Source organism: Prevotella sp. P5-126, from assembly GCF_002251185.1.
Lineage (GTDB): Bacteria > Bacteroidota > Bacteroidia > Bacteroidales > Bacteroidaceae > Prevotella.
Genome location: NZ_NPIZ01000067.1, coordinates 70,677 through 92,219, shown reverse-complemented (window position 1 = coordinate 92,219; position 21,543 = coordinate 70,677). Strand labels below are relative to the sequence as shown.

The window sequence follows — 21,543 nt, the reverse complement described above, 5'->3', positions numbered from 1 at the left end:
ACCATTATCCATACTATAACATCTATACAATATGAAATATCAAGTTGACGAGAAAGGATTCTTCGGAAAGTTTGGCGGAGCCTACGTTCCCGAAATCTTATATAAATGTGTAACTGATTTGCAGCAGGCTTATCGCCCTATTCTGGAAAGTGAGGACTTTCGCCGCGAATACTATGCGCTGTTGCGTGATTACGTAGGACGTCCGTCACCTCTGTACTATGCTAAGCGCATGAGCGAACGATATGGTTGCCAACTCTATCTGAAACGTGAGGATTTGAACCATACTGGTGCACATAAGATTAATAATACCGTGGGACAAATTCTGATGGCTAAGCGTATGGGGAAGACGCGCATTATTGCTGAAACCGGTGCTGGACAGCATGGCGTGGCAACGGCAACGGTATGTGCCCTGATGAATATGGAGTGTGAGATATTCATGGGAGCAACTGACGTAGAGCGTCAACATACTAATGTGGAACGTATGCGCATGCTGGGCGCCAAAGTACATCCTGTACGTACTGGCAATATGACATTGAGTGATGCTTGTTCAGAAGCTATTCGCGACTGGTGTTGTCATCCGCAAGATACCTTCTATATAGTAGGTAGCACGATGGGACCACATCCTTATCCTGATATCGTTGCCCGTTTGCAGAGTGTTATCAGTGAGGAACTCAAAGTACAATTGGAAGAAAAGGTTGGTCGTGACTATCCTGACTATCTTATTGCTTGTGTGGGAGGTGGTTCAAATGCCGCAGGTACTATCTACCATTATATTGATGACGACCGCGTGCAAATCTATCTGGCTGAGGCTGCCGGACATGGTATTGATACCGACTATACTGCCGCCACAATGCACTGTGGTACAGAGGGAATCATACATGGCGCACGAACTTTGGTGATGCAGACCGATGGTGGACAGATTAAAGAGGCCTTTACCATTAGTGCCGGACTGGACTACCCTGGTATTGGACCGATGCATGCAGACTTAGCAACGCGTGGCAGAAGCCATATTTTGGCTGTCAATGATGATGAGGCCATCTATGCCGGTTATGAACTGACTCGTATGGAGGGTATTATTCCTGCTATCGAGAGTGCTCATGCTGTTGCGGCACTTGCCAAGATGAAACATTTGTTCAAACCCGATGATGTGGTAGTGCTGACCGTCAGCGGACGCGGTGATAAGGATGTGGAAACCTATCTCAGTAACAAATCAATGGCTAAAGAATATGGAAACTTTTAACTATACAACCTATTGTCGGCATATTCTGGCCGACCTGCATACACCCGTTGGGGTCTATATGCGCTTGCGAGACCTATATCCACAGTCGGCGCTGATGGAGAGCTCTGACTATCATGGTAATGACAATGCGCGTTCGTTTATTGGTGTTCATCCTTTGGCAAGTATTGCTATAGGACATGGAGTGGTGACCTGTAAATATCCCGATGGTACCAACCAACAGAAAACGCTACCACGAACCGATGATGGAGACCGTTGCAAACTGGCTATCGCCGATGCCATTGACCGTTTTATACATTCGTTTCACGTTTGTGGAGAAGGACAGGAATACTGTGGACTCTATGGCTTTACGTCGTTTAACGCTGTGCGCTATTTTGAGAATATTGCTGTGCGTGACACAACGATGGAGAAAAATGATGCCCCAGATATCTATTATGTGCTCTTCCGCGATGTTATTGTGTTCGACCATTTTAACAATACCATGACGCTTGTCACACTTGGCGAACGACCTGATGATACTTCTGAGATGGATATGTTGCTTCGCGCCATCAACAAGGCGTCGGTCAAAGCCTATGATTTTCATCCTGTTGGCGATACAACATCTACGTTGACCGATGAGGAACATAAGGCTAACATCCGTCGATGTGTGGAACATTGTATGCGTGGAGATGTGTTTCAGATAGTGGTCAGTCGCCGTTTTGTACAGCGCTATGAGGGTGATGACTTCAAACTGTATCGCGCTTTGCGTAGCATCAATCCTTCGCCCTATTTGTTCTACTTTGATTTCGGTGGGTTTCGTATCTTCGGTTCCTCACCCGAAACCCATAACCGCATCGTGGGCAATAAGGCTTATATCGATCCTATTGCTGGCACAACCCGTCGTACAGGCAATACAGAACAGGATCGGAAGAATGCCGAGTTTCTACGTAACGACCCAAAGGAGAATGCCGAACATGTCATGTTGGTTGATCTGGCACGTAATGATCTGAGCCGCAACTGTCATGATGTCAAAGTTGATTTCTATAAGGATATGCAGTTCTACAGTCATGTCATTCATCTTGTCAGCCGTGTTAGCGGTACGCTTGACGAGGGAGCTAATACCATCCGTACCTTTATCGATACTTTTCCTGCGGGTACATTGAGTGGTGCGCCTAAGGTACGTGCCATGCAGATTATAAGCGAACTGGAGCCCCATAATCGTGGAGCCTATGGCGGATGTATAGGTAGTATATCGCTCAATGGCGACTTAAACCAAGCTATTGTCATCCGAACCTTTATCAGTCGCAATGGCGAACTGTGGTTCCAGGCTGGAAGTGGTGTGGTTGCCAAGAGTAATGACAACTATGAGTTAGAAGAATGTAATAATAAACTGGGTGCCCTTGTCAAGGCCATCCGAATGGCAGAAGAATTATGAATATAGTGATTATTGACAACTACGACTCGTTTACATACAATCTGTCTCATCTGTTGAAGGAGTTGGGAGCAACAGTCAGCGTAGTACGTAACGACCAGTTTCAATTGGAACAACTGGAACAATACGATAAGATTATCCTCAGTCCCGGACCGGGTGTTCCCTCTGAGGCAGGTTTGTTGCTGGCAGTTATTCGTCATTATGCTGGTCGCAAACCTATACTTGGTGTGTGTCTGGGTCATCAGGCTATTGGCGAAGTGTTTGGTGGTAAGGTGGCCAATCTTTCGGAAGTGTATCATGGAATCGCCACTCCTTGCAGTATTGTGGCAGATGATCCGATATTCCGCGGATTGCCTCGTCGCATAGAAGTTGGACGTTATCATTCATGGGTGGTTGATCGTGAGAATTTTCCTGATTGCTTAGAAATAACTGCCGAGAGCGATGACGGTCAGATTATGGCACTTCGCCATAGGCAGTATGACATTCGCGGCATTCAGTTTCATCCAGAGAGTGTGCTGACTCCCGATGGACATGCTATGCTTGCCAATTGGTTAGAACTAGGTAAATAATCGGAATTCCAGTTGACTATATGCTGAAGAAAGAGCCAGTCTGATGTTGTTCAGACTGGCTCTTAAGTTAGATTGACCATTGTATCGAGCAACTGTTGGGATAGCTTGACTGCTAATTACGATGCTCTATTTGAATTGGATACCGTGGTCTATTGATTGTTGTGTATTATACCATTTCCACAACTACAGCGTGCTTACCTGCTGTGCAGGGGATGACGTTTCCTTCGATGGGTTGACCATCAACGGTAATCTGTTTCACACCCTTCTCGCTTCCGCGTGGGTTTTTGACTACGATGTCAAATTCGGCTCCGCGCAGAATACGTTTGATGCTATATTCCTTCATGTCTGATGGGAGACAAGGATCGATTTCAATACCATCGTATGTAGGCTTGATACCCAATAGGAACTGACTGACTGTATACCACATCCATGCGGCAGTACCGGTCAACCATGAGTTCTTTCCTTCACCGGGTTTAGCAGCATCTTTACCTGCCACCATCTGACAGTTGACGTATGGTTCAACCTTGTGGAGGTCTTGGTCTTTGATGTACATAGGACAAATCTTGCGGAAGAGTTCCCATGCATCGTTACCGCGTCCTGCAACAGTTTCTCCGATGATAACCCATGGGTTGTTGTGACAGAAGATACCTGCATTCTCTTTATATCCTGCGGGGTATGAAGAAATCTCACCCATTTCCACATGATAGGTGGTGTATGCGGGATTGTTGAGCACCATACCGTGTTCGCAGTCGAGATATTTCTTGCAGGAGTCGATTGCTTTGTCGCACATGCCTTCTTCAAGTCCGATGCCTGCCATGGTGCAGAATCCTTGTGACTCGATAAATATCTTTCCTTCCTCGTTTTCGTTAGAACCAATCTTGTTGCCATAGAAGTCGTATGCACGCAGATACCATTCGCCATCCCATCCGTGTTCCTTTACGGCCTTCACCATATTATTAATATGTCCGAGTGCACGATCTGCTTCTTCTGGCTTGCCAATCTGTTTGCAGAGTTCTACATACTGTCTGCCGCAGAGTACAAAGAGGCCGGCAATCATGAGGGATTCTGCCTTTGAACCTTCTGTCTTGTTTTCGGTAGTTTGGAAACTCTCGTTGGGATCCCATGAGAAACAGTTCAGGTTGAGACAGTCGTTCCAATCGGCACGTCCGATGAGTGGTAGAGCGTGAGGACCGAGGTTGTTGACTACGTGGTTGAATGATATTTTCAGGTGCTCAAATAGTGTGACTTCTGTTCCAGGCTCGTTGTCCCAAGGTACCATTTCGTCGAGAATTGAGAAATCGCCCGTCTCTTTGATATAAGCAACTGTACCGAAGATGAGCCACATGGGGTCGTCGTTGAAACCGCCACCGATGTCGTTGTTGCCGCGCTTGGTGAGTGGTTGGTATTGGTGGTAGCATCCTCCGTCGGGGAATTGTGTTGATGCAATATCGATAATGCGCTGGCGTGCACGACTTGGTACTTGATGAACAAAGCCAACAAGATCTTGGTTGGAATCGCGGAATCCCATTCCACGTCCTACGCCGCTTTCGAAGAATGACGCAGAACGTGAGAAGTTGAAGGTAATCATACATTGGTACTGGTTCCAGATGTTGACCATTCTGTTCAAGTTCTCGTCGTCGCTCTTTACTACATACTTATCGAGTAGTTCGTCCCACATGGTGCGCAATTCAGCAAAAGCAGCCTCTACAGCCTCTACGGTAGCGAAGCGCTCGATGGTAGCCTTGGCTTTGGTTTTGTTGACGAGTGTCACGTCGCTATCCTGTGAAGAAATGAGTTCACCTTTTTTCTTGCGCTCGATATCTTCCTTGCAGAACTTTTCGTCTTGTTCGTTTTCTACATAGCCGAGGATGAAGATATAGTCTTTGGTCTCACCCGGTTTCAGTTCAACCTCGATATAGTGTGAGGCAATAGGGCTCCATCCGTGTGCCAGGCTGTTGCTTGGCTTGCCAGCCATGACACATTGTGGGTTTGAAAATTCGTTGTATAGTCCGATGAACGACTCACGGTCTGTATCATATCCGTCGATTTTAGAATTAGCCACAGCATAGTATGCATAGTGGTTACGGCGCTCTTTGTATTCTGTTTTATGGTAGATAACGCTACCGTCAATCTCCACTTCACCTGTTGACCAGTTGCGTTGGAAATTCTCCATGTCGGTAGCCGCATTCCACAGACACCATTCAGCAAACGAGAAGAGCTTGATACGCTTAGTTTCGTTGGTGGTATTCTTCAAGGTTACGCGCTGTACTTCAGCCCATGTCTTTAATGGAACGAAGAATAGTACGCTGGCTTCTATACCGTTCTTTGCACCAGTAATGCGTGTGTAGTTCATACCGTGCCGGCACTCGTAGAAGTCGAGTGGTGTTTTGCAAGGCTTCCATCCTGGGTTCCACACGGTATCGCCATCCTTGATGTAGAAGTAGCGTCCTCCGTTGTCCATTGGTACGCCGTTGTAGCGGTAACGTGTGATGCGGCGGAACTTAGCGTCTTTGTAGAAACTGTATCCACCTGCTGTGTTAGAGATGAGTGAGAAGAAGTCTTCGTTGCCCAGATAGTTTATCCAAGGAAACGGGGTCTTAGGGTCTGTGATGACATACTCACGTTGTTGGTCATTGTAGTGACCATAGAGCTTGTTTTCCATCGTCAATTGATTTTGATAGTTGTTAATATTATTTGTTTCGTTATTTTTCTATAAGTATTCTTGCATCTACAGCCACTATATCGTCGGCGTCAGCCAGTAGTGGGTTGATGTCCATCTCTTTTATCTCTGTGGCAAAGCGAAGTAGTGTAGATAAGCGCACGATGATTTCTGCATACTTCTGCTCGTTGATGCCTTGTTGTCCACGTGTGCCTTTGATGATTTTATAGCCACGTAGCGATCGTATCATCGAGTATGCTTCGCCGTATGATAGCGGTGCAAGTCCGCTTTGTACATCTTTCAATACTTCTACAAAGATACCGCCCAATCCGCAGAGCACTACGTGTCCGAATCGTTCTTCATACTTAGCGCCGATGAAGAGTTCGGTACCTTTCAGCATCTTCTGTACCATGACGCCTTGCGCATCTTTGATATTCATCATGCGGTCAAACTCCAATGCCAGATGTTCAGGAGTGCGGATGTTGAGTGTCACACCGCCCACATCACTCTTGTGTACGGGTCCTACTACTTTCGCCACTACTGGATATCCTGTGCGGTTGGCAAAATCGATTAGAGTTTGTTTGTCGTCGCTTACCATTTCGGGTACCATCGGTATTCCGGCACATTCCAGTAGTTGGTGGACGATGTCGGGTGACACATATCCGTTGTCGGTAATACCGCTAATGATTTCGCGTATCTTAGGCACATCCACGCCGAAGAGTTCTATTTCAGGTGGTGCTGGCTGTGGTGTACGCATCACTTGTGAGAGGGCAGTAGCCAAAGTCACCTCGTCGCTGAAGTTTACATGACCTTTTGCCAAGAACTCAGCCACTTCTGGTCCGGCGGTATGCAGACTGGGTAGGATGGGGAAGATAGGCTTCTTACACTCGCCAATCTTTTTGTGTAGTACCTCGTAGGCCTCATAGAGTGTGGTCAGACCTGGTGTTCCGTAAATCACAGCAATGGCATCGATATTGTCGAAACGTTGATCGCAATAGTCGAGTGTAATACCCAATTGATCTGGGGTTCCTGTTGCCAATATGTCGATAGGATTGGCTACTGACGAACCTGCAAACAACTGGCTCTTGAGTTCCTCTGCTACAGGACCTTCCAACTTGGGAACTTCCAGTCCGCCTTTAGATAATGCATCGGTCAGCATTACGCCTGGTCCTCCTGCGTGGGTGACGATGGCGAAGCGTTTGCCCGCCAATGGTGGCAAGGTGAAGATACATCCCACGGTGGTCAGTTCCTCACGTGAATGGCAGCGCACGATGCCTGCTTTACGGAAGAGTGCCTCTACTGCCGAGTCGCTACTTGCAATGGCACCTGTATGGCTTGATGCAGCTCTGCTTCCGCTTTCACTACTTCCAGCTTTGACAGCGGCAATGCGACATCCTTTGCGAATAAGTGATGAGGCATGGAAGAGCAGTTTGTCGGGGTTGGATATGTTTTCGATATAGAGCAGTTTGACTTTCGAGTCGGTGTTAGGGTCGAAGTGTTCGTCCATGTATTGAAGCACGTCTTCTATACCGATTTGTTTACCGTTGCCAATCGACCATACCGAGTTAAATTGTAGGCCTTTGATAACGGCACTCTCTAAGATGAATACGGCAGTAGCTCCCGAACCGCTGACGAAATCAACACCTTGTGGATTAAGCGATGGGATAGGTTTTGTAAACACACTATGATGATTTCTGTTGAGCAGTCCGATGCAGTTGGGGCCGATGAGTGCTGCCCCATATCGCTCACAGGTGTCGAGTATGCGTTGCTCTCTTGCAGCTCCAGCTTTTGTCTCTTCACCAAAGCCAGCCGATATGATGATAAAGGCTTTTGTGCCTTTTTCGCTGGCAAGCAGTTCCACACTTTCTGGGCATAGTTTTGCTGGAATCACCAGTATGGCGAGTTCTGTAGGTGGCAGTTCTTTAGCATCGTGAAACACTTTGATGCCTTGTACTTCGTCTTCCTTTGGGTTGACAATACGTAGTGTGCCTTGATAGTTGCCTTGCAGGATATTACGCACGATGGCACCTCCTGGCTTGTGGACATTGTTTGAACCACCGATGACAACAATTGACTGTGGATGGAGCAGTTCTGGAGTAATCATAGTAGTAATATAGATTTAATTGCCTACAAAGTTACGATATAGTCGGCTAAATGCAAAGAAAAAAATGATTTTTCTTCGTGTTTTTTCTTCTTTTGATAGTACCTTTGCATGTATGAAACTTTCAAAGACAGACCAAAATATACTTCAGATAGCTCTGCCGGCTATTGTTACCAATATTACCGTCCCGCTTCTTGGCTTGGTAGATACTGCCATCGTGGGCCATATGGGGAGTGCGTCGTTTATTGGCGCTATTGCGGTGGGTAGTATGATTTTTAATCTGGTTTATTGGGTGTTCGGATTTTTGCGCATGGGAATGTCTGGAATGACCGCCCAGGCTCGTGGCCGTCGTCAGGTGGAGGATATTGTCAGGTTGTTGGGCCGCTCGGTAGCAGTTTCGTTGTCTATTGCTTCGTTGTTGTTGGTTTTTCAATGGCCGTTGCGTGAACAGATGTTGATGTTGATCCACCCCGGAGAAGGCGTCCGTCAACTGGCAGAAATTTATTTCAATATTGCGGTATGGGGAGCTCCTGCCGTGCTTTCGCTCTACGGATTGACGGGGTGGTTTATCGGCATGCAGAATACTCGCATTCCCATGCTGGTTTCTGTGGCTCAGAATGTTGTAAACATCTGTGCGTCATTATTCTTCGTCTATGCGCTCGACATGCAAATAGAAGGAGTGGCGTTGGGAACGGTCGTGGCACAATATGCAGGACTTATAGTGGCTGTATTGTCGTTGGCTCCGTCATTCTTTTTGTCTCGCGGTCGTAGGTCTTGGCGCCGACTGGGTCGTGGCTTTCGATGGCAATCGTTGCGGTCGGAATGGGGATGCTATTTCCGTGTAAATCGTGATATATTCCTTCGTACGTTGTTCTTGGTAGGTGTCAATTTGTTCTTTACTTCGGCTGGCGCACGTCAGGGCGAAGTGGTACTTGCGGTCAATGCACTTTTGATGCAACTATTCTTACTGTTGTCATATTTTTTAGATGGATTTGCCTACGCAGGTGAAGCCCTTGGAGGCCGTTATTGGGGAGCTTCAGATGCGAATGCTTTCCATGATGTGGTGCGACGACTTTTCCGTTGGGGTGGAGCATTGGCTTTGCTCTTTTCGATTGTATATATTGTGGGTGGCGAACCGTTTTTGCATCTTCTTACGGATAATGTTTCTGTGGTGAAAGCATCCCGCTCGTATGTGGGTTGGGCTTATCTTCTACCCTTGGCAGGAGTGGCAGCTTTTGTTTGGGATGGTATTTTTATCGGCATTACCGCTACTCGAGCCATGTTGATTTCATCGGTTGTCGCAGCTATGGTGTTCTTTTTTACGGCATTATTGCTCATGCCACTATGGGGAAATCATGGCCTTTGGTGTGCGATGACCCTTTATTTGTTGACTCGTGGTTTGGTGCAGACCCTGTTGTTTTGTAACATAAGGCTAAAGTGAAGCCTCCTTTATGAGCCATTTGCTCTATGGCTCAAATAGCGTATCTATTTTCTGATTATTAATGTGCTCTGTCTTCGGGATGCCTTCGGGATGTGTTCGGGATGCGCTTGGCCTACAAAAGTATGCCGTAAATCTCATGTAAGTCCCAAGTAAGTCCCATTTTCATGCGGAAAATAATTGGAGTTTGAAGGGAGGGTAAAGGACGGCAAAACTGATCAACGTCCGTATAGAAGTGAAACGAATTGAAACAAAAGAAATCGTCCTCATGTTGCTCGTATATTTGATAATAAAGGCAAAAAACTCGCCATTCGTGTTAAAACACTTTGTGTTTTGACTTTTTCTTTGTACTTTTGTGCTACTAATAACGCATGTGCGATGAAGAAATTAGCCTTTTTACTCCTCATAATGGTATTTTCTGTACTGACAAACGTGTCGGCGCAGACCTATCAGATGTTGTGGAAACAGGTGGAAGAAGCGCAGAAAAAAGATCTTCCGCAAACTGCCATTCGACAGCTGAAACCTATTCGTGAGAAGGCTTTGAAGGAAAAATCGTATGGCAATTTTTTGCGTTCCGCACTCCTGCAAACCAAATTGCAAACTGAAATAGCTCCCGATTCGCTCCTCTCGGAGGTGCAAAAACTGGAAAACATAGCCAGCACTACAGCCGATAAGGTGCTTCGGGCCGTTTGTTGCGTTGTACTCTGTCAAATCTACGAACAGGAAACAACCGCTTTCGGAAACGATTGGAAAGCCAAAGCCGACAGTTGTAGGCACTTGGCAATGGCAAATCCTGCACTTTTGGCGCAAACTCCAACAGCCGATTACACCCCATTTGTGCTTGATGCAAAGACAGTAGATGGCTTTGGTCACGATATGCTCAGCGTGGTGGCAGGCGAATTGGATGTGTGGACTGAGGCTCAAGCCTACTATGAACAAGCGGGTAACCGTCGTGCCGCATGTTTGGCAGCCTATTTCGCAGAACGAAGTCAGTCGGCGGACGATGTGGCTACGCTTGATTCGCTCATCAGCCGTTATGCGGAGGAGAAAGAAGTAGGGTGGCTTGCGGTAGAGCGTGTCAGATGCATGATGCGCAATGAGGAGACTTCTACCATGCAGACCGTGGCTTATATCGACCAAGCCATAGAAAGATGGGGAACAGCCGACCGCTTGAAGGAGCTTCTGGTGTTTCGTCATGAACTAACAGCGCCGCAATATTCTGCCAATATTGATGAAACACTTTTCATTCCACATGTTTCACAAACCATCAGATTGCGCAATCTTCGACACCTCACATCGCTCACACTTCGGGTTTACCGCACAACTTTGCAGGGCGACAGTAAGGAGCGCATCATGGGACAAATCAACGATGAGGCCTATCGCAGAATACGCCAAGGCCTTGTAGAACAGAAGTCTGCCGCACAAACCCGTACCTTTGCGCCACGTCCTGAATACGAACTTTTCAACGATTCCGTGACGTTGGCAGGACTTCCTGCAGGCATTTATCTATTGGAATTTTCTATTCCTGAAACAAAAGAAGTGCAGCGCCATTTGTGTTGCGTCAGCAATTTGCGTACTATGATTTTTGCACAACCCGATGGAAAAATGCGTTATGTGGTGGTTAATGCCACGACTGGACAGCCCGTTGCGGGAGCTAAGTTGCATATAGGTGACGGCAAAAAAGCCATGTTGTTGACCACCAACGCAGCAGGCGAAGCATTTCGTACAGCCACCTCCAAGGACAATTGGACTCCACTTTTTGCCTATACTGCACAGGATAAATATTGCCCGAAACTCTATAGTGACCGCTATCCCTATGGTGGACAATCTACAGCCGACAATATCGTAGAACTCTTCACCGACCGTGCCATCTATCGTCCAGGACAAACCGTTCATGTGGCAGCCATTGCCTATCGGGTGGAAACCGACAAGCAGACCCATGCGCTGAATGGAAAAACCTATACCTTGAAACTTTATGATGCACGAGGCAGAAATATCGCTGAAAAGCAACTGACTACCGATGAATATGGAAAGGCATCTTCCGATTTCCTATTGCCCGAACAGATGCTCACCGGCAATTGCCGACTCAATATGGGCGGTTGCAATCAGAATATTCGTGTTGAAACCTATAAACGACCCACCTTCGATGTGGCATTTGACGAGTATAAGGAACGCTATGCTGCGGGCGACACCATTACTGTGAGTGCAAGAGCAAAAACCTATTCGGGTGTGGCTGTACAGCAGGCAAAGGTTCGTTATCAAGTGCGCCGTCAGCAGTCATGGTGGTGGCGTAGTATGGATGGCGATAATGGCGTAGTGGCAACAGGTGAAACTACAACCGATGCCGATGGACTATTGAAGGTAAATGTTCCATTAGTATTATCGAAGAAAGAGGATAAAACTCCAAGATTTTATCAGTTTGTTGTAGAAGCAGATATTACCGATTTGCAGGGAGAAACTCGCCAAGCCACTATGTCGCTTCCGTTGGGAACACGGTCCTCTGTGCTTACTACAACCTTGCCTTCGAAAATCAGAAAAGACCAAAATACCCCATGGCGCATCAATCGTTTCAATGCTGCCGGACAAGCTATCGGTGGAAAGGTGAAATACCGTATTGACCAAAACCCATGGCAGACCGTAGAAGCCAACGATACGGTTGGACAATCATGGACCGCTTATACGTCGGGCAAGCATCATCTCGAAGCCGTATGCGAAGGCGATACTTTGCAGCATGGTTTTGTGTTGTTCTCACTCGACGACCACCGTCCTGCCGTCCAGACCGACGAATGGTTTTATGTGAGTCACGATCGTTTCCCAGCTGACGGTAGTCCGGTAACCCTACTAGTGGGTTCTTCTGATGCAGACGTCTATATGGCCTACGAGATCTGTGTTGCCAATAAAGTGGTGGAAAAAGGTTTCCGCCGTGAAAACGGTACATTGTGGAATCGCAAACTGACCTACAAACCGGAATATGGCGACGGTATCCAGCTCTCGTTCGTATGGGTGAAAAATGGAAAATATCATCGCCATACAACCACTTTGTATGCACCGGAACCAGACAATAAATTGACTCTGCGATGGGAAACCTTCCGCAACCGTCTGCTCCCTGGTCAGCAGGAAGAGTGGAGACTGCATGTCGCAGACAGCAAAGGACGTTCGGCAACGGCACAACTCATGGCTGTGCTATACGATAAAAGTCTTGATGCACTCGCCAAACACCAATGGTCGTTCACTCCCCGCATTTATTATCAAGTGCCGTATGGCAACTGGAGAATCTTATACAGTTCCAGCCTTTTTCTCGATTACAGTCTTCCCTGTCCCTATGTTGTAAACGATATTCGCTCAGTTGGCGTGTTCGATCATTCGGTCTATCCCTATCGCATGATGGGAATGGTGTTGCGCTCGTTCGCTACAAATGGAATAAGAATGAAGGAAATGGCCAAACAGGTGGGGAGAGTATATGAGGCTGTAGAAGAAAGTGCAGACCGCATGGAGAGTGTTGTTATGGAATCGAAAATGAAGGACTCAGGAATGGCGAAAATTGACGAAAACAATACGCACAAGCCTGTTGCCCTCCGCGAGAACATGACAGAAACAGCATTCTTCTATCCAACTCTCGCTACAGATACGGCAGGTATGGTAACTATTCGTTTCACCATGCCTGAGACGCTCACCACGTGGCGCTTCATGGGAGTAGCCCATACCAAAGACATCCGTACTGGATATATTGAGAGTGAGATTGTGGCACAGAAACAAATTATGGTAGAGACCAATCTGCCACGGTTTATTCGTGAGGGCGACAATAGCCAGTGGAATGTGCGCATCGCTAATCTCAGCAATAGTGTAGAGACAGGAACGGTGCGACTTGAACTGCTTGACGCTGAAACCGAAAAAGTGGTTTATACAGAAGATACCACATTTAGTGTCGATGCTGGAAAAAACACTTCTGCGACATTCCACTATCAGGCAGACGGAAATCACCCGCTCCTCATTTGTCGCATCATCGCCAATGGACAAAACCATTCGGATGGTGAACAGCGCTATTTGGCAGTGCTTCCAGCTACCGAACGTGTCATCGTGACACAACCTATCACGCAATACGAAGCCGGAGGCATGACGCTGAATATCGACAAACTATTTGCCAAAACAGCAACACATCGCAAATTGACAATAGAATATACCAACAACCCTGTGTGGATGATGGTTCAGGCGTTAGCGGCAGCAGGACAACCCTCAGAGAAAAGTGCTATTGGACAAGCGGCTGCCTATTATTCCAATTTTCTCGCCAAGTCACTTGTTGACCGACTGCCGCAGGTAAAGCATGTGTTTGAACTATGGCGCCGCGAAACAGAAGAAACGAACTCGCTCCAAGCGCAACTGATGAAGAATCAAGAACTCCGCGACCTGTTGCTCGATGAAACACCATGGGCGACCGAAGCAGATAATGAACGCGAACAAAAACGTCAGTTGGCAGACTTCTTCAACGACTATAATGTCAGCAACAGACAGGAGCAGAACCGACAACAATTGCAACGTCTGCAAAATGCGGATGGAGGCTTCGCGTGGTATGAAGGTATGCGATCCAACGACTATATTACGATGGAGGTGGCACAGATGCTCGCACGTCTGTCGCTCCTGACAGGCGAAGATAGTAGAACTAATGTCATGCTGCGCAAAGCCATGGACTATATGGACAAGAGAATGCTTGAAACCGTGACAGAACTCAAACGCAGAGAGGCAAAACGTGAGCGCATTACGTTCCCTGGAGATAATGCTTTCCGTTGGCTCTATGTCAACGCTATAAGCAAGCGCCAACTTTCAACATCGGTTCGCAAGGCAAGCGACTACCTTATAACATTATTGCGCAGAGAATCGAAGCGCATAAGCATCTATGGAAAGGCAACGCAGGCCATAATCCTTCATCAGCAAGGTTTGCATACGGAGGCAGCCAACGATGTGAAGAGCATCAAGGAATATTCAGTCTATAACAAAGAGGTGGGGCGCTATTTCGATACACCACGGGCATTCAATTCGTGGTATAGTTATAAGATTCCTACGGAGGTTGCGGCTATCGAGGCCTTGCACATGGTGTCTCCCGATGACGAAACAACCATCGAAGAGATGCGACGTTGGCTACTTCAGCAGAAACGTACCCAACAATGGGATACTCCTATCAATACGGTTAACGCCATCTATGCGTTCTTGCAAGGGAATGAACAGGTGTTGGCAACACCACAGCCGGTACAGATGGAGATTGACGGGAAGCCATTGGAACTGCCTAAGGCTACTTCGGGATTGGGCTATGTGAAAACAACTATTCAACCATCGGAAGGTAAGACTCTCACCATCCGTAAGCCAGACAATAACGCTTCGTGGGGAGCGGTCTATGCACAGTCCTTACAGCCCATTAAGCAAATTACCGCAACTAATGGGGCGTTGACCATAGAGCGTCAATTGGTGGGCGGACCAAGCATGTTGCACGTGGGCGACCGTATCAAGGTGCGTATTACCATTGAAACAAAGCGCAACCTCGACTTCGTTGAGGTGGTGGATAAGCGGGCGGCATGTCTCGAACCTGTCGGTCAATTGTCAGGATACCTTCGCGGAGCTTATTGCGCACCTAAGGATGGAGCCACACATTATTTCTTTGAAAAACTGCCAAAAGGCAAACATGTGATAGAAACAGAATACTATGTTGATAGAGCGGGATGCTATGAAACGGGAACTTGTACGGCACAATGTGCCTATGCCCCCGAATACCAAGCAACTGGCGCTTCGATGACACTCAATATTGAATAATAAAAAACAAAATAATGATTTTAAACAACAAAAGAAAGACAACAAATGGATGGCGATGGCTTGCAGCCTGTTGCCTGATGACAATGCTACCCATCGGGGCTATGGCACAGAAACTGATTGCCCAGAAAACTACAATAGATGTGGGTAAGACAGGATTCCAACAACCCGTTACTGCTGTCTTCGAGTTCAGAAACAAAAGCATAAGACGACTGAAAATCGAAAAGGTAGATCCAGATTGTAACTGTACAGTAGTAGAATATCCTAAGACCGTGGTTGGTATGGGAGAACGCTTCCAGATACGGATGACATACGATGCACGGATGCTTGGACATTTCGACAAGCAGGCAGCTATTATCAGTAATGGTACTAAGAAACCTGTATATATACGTATGAAAGGTGTCGTGCTGGCAGACTATCAAGATGTGTCGTGCAATTTCCCTATAGAGATTGGAGAATTGAGAACCGACAAAAATGAACTGGAGTTTGATAATGTCAACAAAGGAGAACATCCTATACAGCAGATACAAGTATATAATAACAGCGACAAGCCATGCCGTCCTAATCTTATGCACCTGCCATCGTATCTCTCTGCAACTGTCGTCCCTGAGAAAATCAACCCAGGACGTACCGCAACCATATCGGTCACGTTACAGTCGGAAAAGGTCGGAGGATTCGGATTGACGCAATCAAGCATCTATCTCGCAACTAATCCGGGCGATAAAGCTACGGCAGACAATCTCGTTGGAGTATCTACAGTATTGCTGCCAGCATTCGAGGGAATGACATCTGAACTTAGAAAGTTTGCACCAAACATGCAATTGTCGAAAGAGAAGGTGGACGTGGTAATGGCAGGAAAATCAAAAAAGAGTGATGTCGTCAACATAACAAATACAGGACGAAGCGAATTGAAAATCTCGTCTATACAACTTTTTACCGTAGGATTGCGTGTGTCGCTCAATAAGCGAATTCTTAAACCGGGAGAAACCGCACGCTTGAAGATAACTGTATTGCGCGACCAAATTAAAAAGGCACGTACACAACCACGTATTCTGATGATTACCAACGATCCAGACCACTCGAAAGTCGTGATACCGGTTAGCGCAACTTGATAGTCAGCCTAACGGAAAAGCATGTGAGGCATTACAATGTAAAAGAAACTATTATTGACTAAAATATTCGTAACCCATAATTATCGATATATGGAACATCCCGAAAACAACGCAGAATTTGCAGGACTGCAAGTGAACGGTGGCGTAGAGCAGCCGTCTATCATCAATCCTTATCTCAAACGTAATAGATTCAAACGCCGCGAGCTGACTGCTGCCGAAATGGTGGAGGGTATCGTAAAAGGCGATGTGACTGTGCTCTCACAGGCTGTCACACTCGTAGAAAGTGTCAATCCTGATCATCAGGCTAAGGCACAGGAGGTTATCAATAAGTGTCTGCCCTATAGCGGCAATAGTATCCGTGTGGGTATAAGTGGCGTACCGGGGGCAGGAAAATCAACGTCTATCGACGAGTTTGGCATACATGTGCTGAAAGAGAAAGGTGGAAAACTCGCAGTATTGGCTATCGACCCAAGTAGCGAACGCTCTAAAGGTAGTATCCTTGGAGATAAAACGCGCATGGAGAAACTGTCTATTCATCCAGATTCTTTTATCCGTCCTAGCCCAACGGCAGGATCTTTGGGAGGAGTGGCACGTAAAACTCGTGAGTCGATTATCCTATGTGAAGCTGCTGGATTCGACAAAATCTTTGTAGAAACGGTGGGCGTAGGACAGAGCGAAACGGCTTGCCATTCTATGGTCGATTTCTTCTTACTCATACAGTTGGCTGGTACGGGCGATGAACTTCAAGGCATCAAACGTGGTATTATGGAAATCAGCGACGGTATTGTTATCAATAAGTGTGATGGCGAAAATGTTGATAAATGTCATCTGGCTGCAACCAATTTCCGCAATGCATTACACTTCTTCCCTATGCCTGAGAGTGGTTGGCTGCCCAAGGTACTATGTTATAGTGGATTCTATGGCTTGGGTATCAAGGAAATATGGGATATGATCTATGAGTATATCGACTTTGTCAAAGACAATGGATACTTCGACTATCGCCGCAATGAGCAGGCTAAATACTGGATGTATGAAAGTATCAACGAGCATCTGCGACTCAATTTCTATAATGATGCACTCATACAGAAACGAATGCAAGAGGCAGAAAAGGAAGTCTTGGCTGGACAGCAGACATCGTTTGTGGCTGCACAAAATCTGCTCGATTTGTATTTCGAACAACTCAAGAATGGTAAATGAAGAACGAACAACCGAAAATGAACAATTCGTGTGAAACAAAGGATTCCTCTACGTCTCCCGTAAAAAGGAATGACGGAGGAATCCAAATTGAAATAGACAAAGGGAGCGGCTTTTGTTTTGGTGTGACTACTGCCATAAAAAAAGCAGAGGAGGAACTGGCTAAAGGAACGAAGTTGTATTGTTTAGGAGACATCGTTCATAATGGAATGGAATGCGAACGATTGCGACAGATGGGACTTGTCACCATCAACCATGACGACCTTAGACAGTTGCACAACGTAAAAGTGTTACTTAGAGCACATGGCGAACCGCCAGAAACCTACGTCTTGGCACAACGAAACAATATCGAAATTATAGATGCAACCTGTCCGGTAGTATTGCAGTTGCAAAGACGCATCAAAAAACAATATGAGGCTGGCGGAGGACAAATTGTCATCTTCGGAAAAAATGGACATGCAGAGGTGCTTGGATTAGTGGGACAAACTCAAGGCGAAGCTATCGTCATTGAGAAATTCGACGATGTGAAGTGTCTTGATTTCGAACGAGATATTTATCTGTACTCACAGACTACAAAATCACTCGATGAGTTTCACCGCATTATTGACTATATTCAAGAACATATTCAGCCTAATGCAGTATTCCAGAGTTTCGATACTATTTGCAGACAGGTCGCTAACCGTATGCCTAATATCTCACAGTTTGCAACACACCATGACCTCATACTGTTTGTCTGTGGACGGAAAAGCAGTAACGGAAAGGTGCTCTATAACGAATGCCTGCATATCAATCCCAATTCGCATCTCATAGAAGGACCAGAGGAAATACAACCGGAATGGCTAGAAGGCATAGGAACCGTAGGCATTTGTGGAGCTACCAGTACACCAAAATGGCTTATGGAACAATGTCGTGATGCTATTGTTGCGTTGACAGATTAGGTACTCACGTTCTGAAAAGCTCAAATGGATTTGGTTTTTCGCTCACTTAATCGTACCTTTAATCCTTCGGATTTTAGGTACTCACGTTCTGAAAAACTCAAATGGATTTGGTTTTTCGCTCACTTAATCGTACCTTTAATCCTTCGGATTTTAGGTACTCACGTTCTGAAAAACTCAAATGGATTTGGTTTTTCGCTCACTTAATCGTACCTTTGCACAAATGGAACAGAAAAAGATACCACAGGTTGATCTCGATCACCAGCGAACCACAGGTTTCCTGTTGGGACTAGTACTGGTGTTGGCTCTGCTGTTTGTCTCACTTGAATGGAACAGTATGCCCAATGTGGAGACAGACGAAGATATGGATATCAGCGAACTGGTCCATGAAGACGAACTGGTGCCTATGTCCATCGAACAGCAGATGGCTGAGATGCCACCGGCCAGAGCCAAAGCAGAAGAGAGTGAACAACTGCGAGTGGTGGATGACAATGTGGAACTGGCTCATGAAGAGAAAAACGAGCAAGACGATACTGATGGCGATAAAAATGGGGAAGATGATTCTTCTGTACCACAGCAGGTGGATACAGAAGACCCAAAGGTGCTAACTCCTGTGGGTATCGACCCTAACAACAATCCCTTAATGTTTCGTATTGTGGAAGATCTGCCACAGTTTCCTGGGGGTGCCGTAGAACTGATGAAGTGGCTTACACGTAATCTGACCTATCCAAAAGTTGCACAAAGTCGCAAAACACAAGGCAAGGTGGTGGCTTTCTTCTATGTGGAGAAAGATGGAAAAATCACGGGAATAACCATCCATCAGTCGTTGTCGAAAGAATGTGACGACGAAGCACTACGAGTACTAAAACAGATGCCAAGATGGAAACCTGGCATTCAGAACGGCAAGCCATGCCGCACTAAGGTGTGCATACCTATCGTCTTTAAACTATAAAAAAATCTTGAAACAATAAAAACGAATAACAATGATACTATCATCAAACGAAATCCTTCAAGCGGTCAACGATTTCTTGGAAAAACTTCCGTATGACCGTAAACCACAGTCGCTCTATGACCCAATCCGATATGTGTTGTCGCTCGGTGGCAAACGTATTCGACCTGTGCTGATGCTGATGGCATACAACCTCTACAAGGATAAACCAGAGGACATCCTTATGCCTGCATGTGGATTGGAAACGTATCACAACTACACGTTGTTGCACGATGATCTCATGGACAATGCTGACCTCAGACGTGGTCATGAGACCGTTCACAAACGTTGGAATGCCAATACAGCAATTCTGTCGGGCGACTCAATGTTGGTCTTGGCCTATCAGCGCATGGCACAGGTGCCTGCTGAAAAACTGGCGCAGGTGCTCGACTGCTTTACAGAGACTGCATTGGAAATAGGTGAAGGACAGGAATACGACATGGCATTTGAAACCCGAAATGACGTGCGCGAAGAGGAATATATCGAAATGATTCGCTTGAAAACTTCGGTGTTGTTGGCTTGTGCTACTAAGATTGGCGCTATATTGGCTGATGCACCAAAAGAAGATGTCGAAAATCTCTATCGCTTTGGTGAACGTATGGGACTCGCTTTCCAATTGCAAGATGACCTGCTTGATGTATATGGTGACTCAAAAGTATTTGGTAAGGCTATTGGTGGCGACATTACCTCTAATAAGAAAACCTATATGCTCATCAATGCTTTCAACCGAGCAACCGACAAACAACGTGCCGAACTGACTCGATGGGTTGAGGCCACTACATTCGATCGACAAGAAAAGGTTGCTGCCGTGACCAGACTCTACGATGAGATTGGCATACGTCAACTCTGTGAGGAGAAGATCAATGATTATTTCCAACAGGCAGCAGAGAGTCTTGATAAGGTTGGAGTTGATGGCGAACGAAAACAGATGCTCCGTCAGTATATGGATCAATTGCTTCATCGTAACAAATGATGCACTATACCGATACTCATACACACCTTGATGGCGAGGAGTTTCTAAACGACCTTGAGGCTGTTGTACAGCGCGCAAAGGACGCTGGGTGTCATCGAGTTCTTATTCCCGCTATCGACAGATCTTCGCTTGAGAGTGTGCCGGCTCTTTGTCTGCGCTATCCTGATTATGCCTTTCCTATGATGGGACTGCATCCGGAAGAGGTGAAGGCTGATTGGCATGATGTGTTAAGCGAAATGCACGAATCACTTCTAACCAATCCATCCTATATTGCTATTGGAGAGGTGGGGCTCGACTATTATTGGAGTCGTGAATTTGAAACAGAACAACTTGAAGTGTTCGAAGAGCAGGTAAGATGGTCTGTAGAGATGCAGTTGCCTTTGGTGATACATTGTCGTAAGGCACAAAACGAAATGGTGGCTATTCTCCGTCGATATGCCGACAAACTTCCTGGTGGCATATTCCATTGCTTCACAGGAAATGAGCAAGAGGCTCGTCAGTTGTTGGATTTTCCTGGTTTTGTATTGGGAATCGGCGGTGTATCAACATTCAAGAAAAGCCATCTGCCAGAGGTCCTTCCTGCTTGTGTTCCACTTGACCGTATCGTTTTTGAAACCGACTCTCCCTATATGGCTCCCGTTCCTCTTCGCGGTCAGCGTAATGAACCGGCATTCATTCAGCATATTATTAGAAGATTGGCAGAAGCGTATGGTGTTAGTGAAGAGAAGATATGTGAAGTCACTGAATCGACAGTCTTGCGCATCTTCCCTCGTCTTGCCGTCTGTCAGTAGAAAAACAATCTATTTGTTGGTAAATAATGTGGTTGTTTCGCATGGCGAAGTTGATGTTTGCGGGATATAAATATTCTGTCTTTTTCTTGCCAATGCAAAATAAAAGTAGTAATTTTGCATCCGCTAACGCAAAGGAGAGGTGCTCGAGTGGCTGAAGAGGCACGCCTGGAAAGCGTGTAACCGGCAAAACCGGTTCGGGGGTTCGAATCCCCCTCTCTCCGCGAAAAATAACTTAAAGGGAATCAATCAGGTTCCCTTTTTGTGTGCTTGTTAGAAAACCTTTTAATAGAGTGCTGATATGGAAATATGTTTACTTGTATAAAACATCATGCCGTTACA

At 46.3% G+C, this 21,543-nt stretch carries 13 protein-coding genes and 1 tRNA gene; 12 read left to right on the top strand and 2 right to left on the bottom strand.

What is annotated here, in order from left to right; all coding sequences use genetic code 11:
- Window positions 1-31: 31 nt before the first annotated feature.
- From trpB to CIK90_RS07635, 3 genes are read left to right on the top strand one after another with little or no spacing between them, the layout of a single operon-like run.
- Complete coding sequence (gene trpB / locus CIK90_RS07645) at window positions 32-1,240, top strand: tryptophan synthase subunit beta (RefSeq protein ID WP_094440174.1); 1,209 nt, start codon at window positions 32-34, stop codon at window positions 1,238-1,240.
- Entirely contained in the window at window positions 1,227-2,651 is a 1,425-nt protein-coding gene (locus tag CIK90_RS07640; RefSeq protein WP_094390517.1) for an anthranilate synthase component I family protein, read from the top strand. The genes trpB and CIK90_RS07640 overlap by 14 nt, the downstream gene beginning before the upstream one ends.
- Complete coding sequence (locus CIK90_RS07635; RefSeq protein WP_094464770.1) at window positions 2,648-3,217, top strand: aminodeoxychorismate/anthranilate synthase component II; 570 nt, start codon at window positions 2,648-2,650, stop codon at window positions 3,215-3,217. The genes CIK90_RS07640 and CIK90_RS07635 overlap by 4 nt, the downstream gene beginning before the upstream one ends.
- Window positions 3,218-3,383: 166 nt before the next feature.
- Here the strand turns inward: CIK90_RS07635 and CIK90_RS07630 are convergent, their stop codons facing one another.
- Both CIK90_RS07630 and CIK90_RS07625 read right to left on the bottom strand, forming a co-directional pair.
- On the bottom strand, window positions 3,384-5,879 hold the full coding sequence (locus tag CIK90_RS07630; protein ID WP_094390515.1) for a GH36-type glycosyl hydrolase domain-containing protein: 2,496 nt from the start codon (window positions 5,877-5,879) through the stop codon (window positions 3,384-3,386).
- Between the two features lie 40 nt (window positions 5,880-5,919).
- Complete coding sequence (locus CIK90_RS07625; protein ID WP_094464768.1) at window positions 5,920-7,980, bottom strand: acetate--CoA ligase family protein; 2,061 nt, start codon at window positions 7,978-7,980, stop codon at window positions 5,920-5,922.
- Between the two features lie 112 nt (window positions 7,981-8,092).
- Here CIK90_RS07625 and CIK90_RS07620 point away from each other — a divergent pair, with 112 nt between their 5' ends.
- The 9 genes from CIK90_RS07620 to CIK90_RS07580 all read left to right on the top strand — a co-directional run bounded on the left by CIK90_RS07620 (window position 8,093) and on the right by CIK90_RS07580 (window position 21,425).
- A complete protein-coding gene (locus CIK90_RS07620; RefSeq protein ID WP_094464766.1) occupies window positions 8,093-9,418 on the top strand; it encodes an MATE family efflux transporter in 1,326 nt (441 codons plus the stop codon).
- Window positions 9,419-9,793: 375 nt separating this feature from the next.
- Window positions 9,794-15,214 carry an alpha-2-macroglobulin family protein gene (locus tag CIK90_RS07615; RefSeq protein ID WP_094464764.1) on the top strand — a complete coding sequence of 1,807 codons (5,421 nt, stop codon included), beginning with the start codon at window positions 9,794-9,796 and terminating at the stop codon, window positions 15,212-15,214.
- Window positions 15,215-15,228: 14 nt separating this feature from the next.
- Window positions 15,229-16,323, top strand: coding sequence for a DUF1573 domain-containing protein (locus CIK90_RS07610; protein ID WP_094390511.1), 1,095 nt, complete (start codon window positions 15,229-15,231; stop codon window positions 16,321-16,323).
- A gap of 90 nt (window positions 16,324-16,413) precedes the next feature.
- Window positions 16,414-17,520, top strand: coding sequence for a methylmalonyl Co-A mutase-associated GTPase MeaB (meaB, locus tag CIK90_RS07605; RefSeq protein WP_094390510.1), 1,107 nt, complete (start codon window positions 16,414-16,416; stop codon window positions 17,518-17,520).
- Window positions 17,517-18,455, top strand: a complete 939-nt coding sequence (locus CIK90_RS07600) for a 4-hydroxy-3-methylbut-2-enyl diphosphate reductase (RefSeq protein WP_254046305.1) — start codon at window positions 17,517-17,519, stop codon at window positions 18,453-18,455. The genes meaB and CIK90_RS07600 overlap by 4 nt, the downstream gene beginning before the upstream one ends.
- Window positions 18,456-18,675: 220 nt before the next feature.
- Window positions 18,676-19,404 carry an energy transducer TonB gene (locus CIK90_RS07595; protein WP_158214624.1) on the top strand — a complete coding sequence of 243 codons (729 nt, stop codon included), beginning with the start codon at window positions 18,676-18,678 and terminating at the stop codon, window positions 19,402-19,404.
- 31 nt (window positions 19,405-19,435) lie between these two features.
- A complete protein-coding gene (locus CIK90_RS07590; protein WP_371327163.1) occupies window positions 19,436-20,413 on the top strand; it encodes a polyprenyl synthetase family protein in 978 nt (325 codons plus the stop codon).
- Window positions 20,413-21,204 carry a TatD family hydrolase gene (locus CIK90_RS07585; RefSeq protein WP_094464788.1) on the top strand — a complete coding sequence of 264 codons (792 nt, stop codon included), beginning with the start codon at window positions 20,413-20,415 and terminating at the stop codon, window positions 21,202-21,204. Before CIK90_RS07590 ends, CIK90_RS07585 begins: the two co-directional genes overlap by 1 nt.
- Before the next feature lie 133 nt (window positions 21,205-21,337).
- Window positions 21,338-21,425: transfer RNA gene (locus CIK90_RS07580), tRNA-Ser, on the top strand.
- Window positions 21,426-21,543 lie beyond the last annotated feature (118 nt).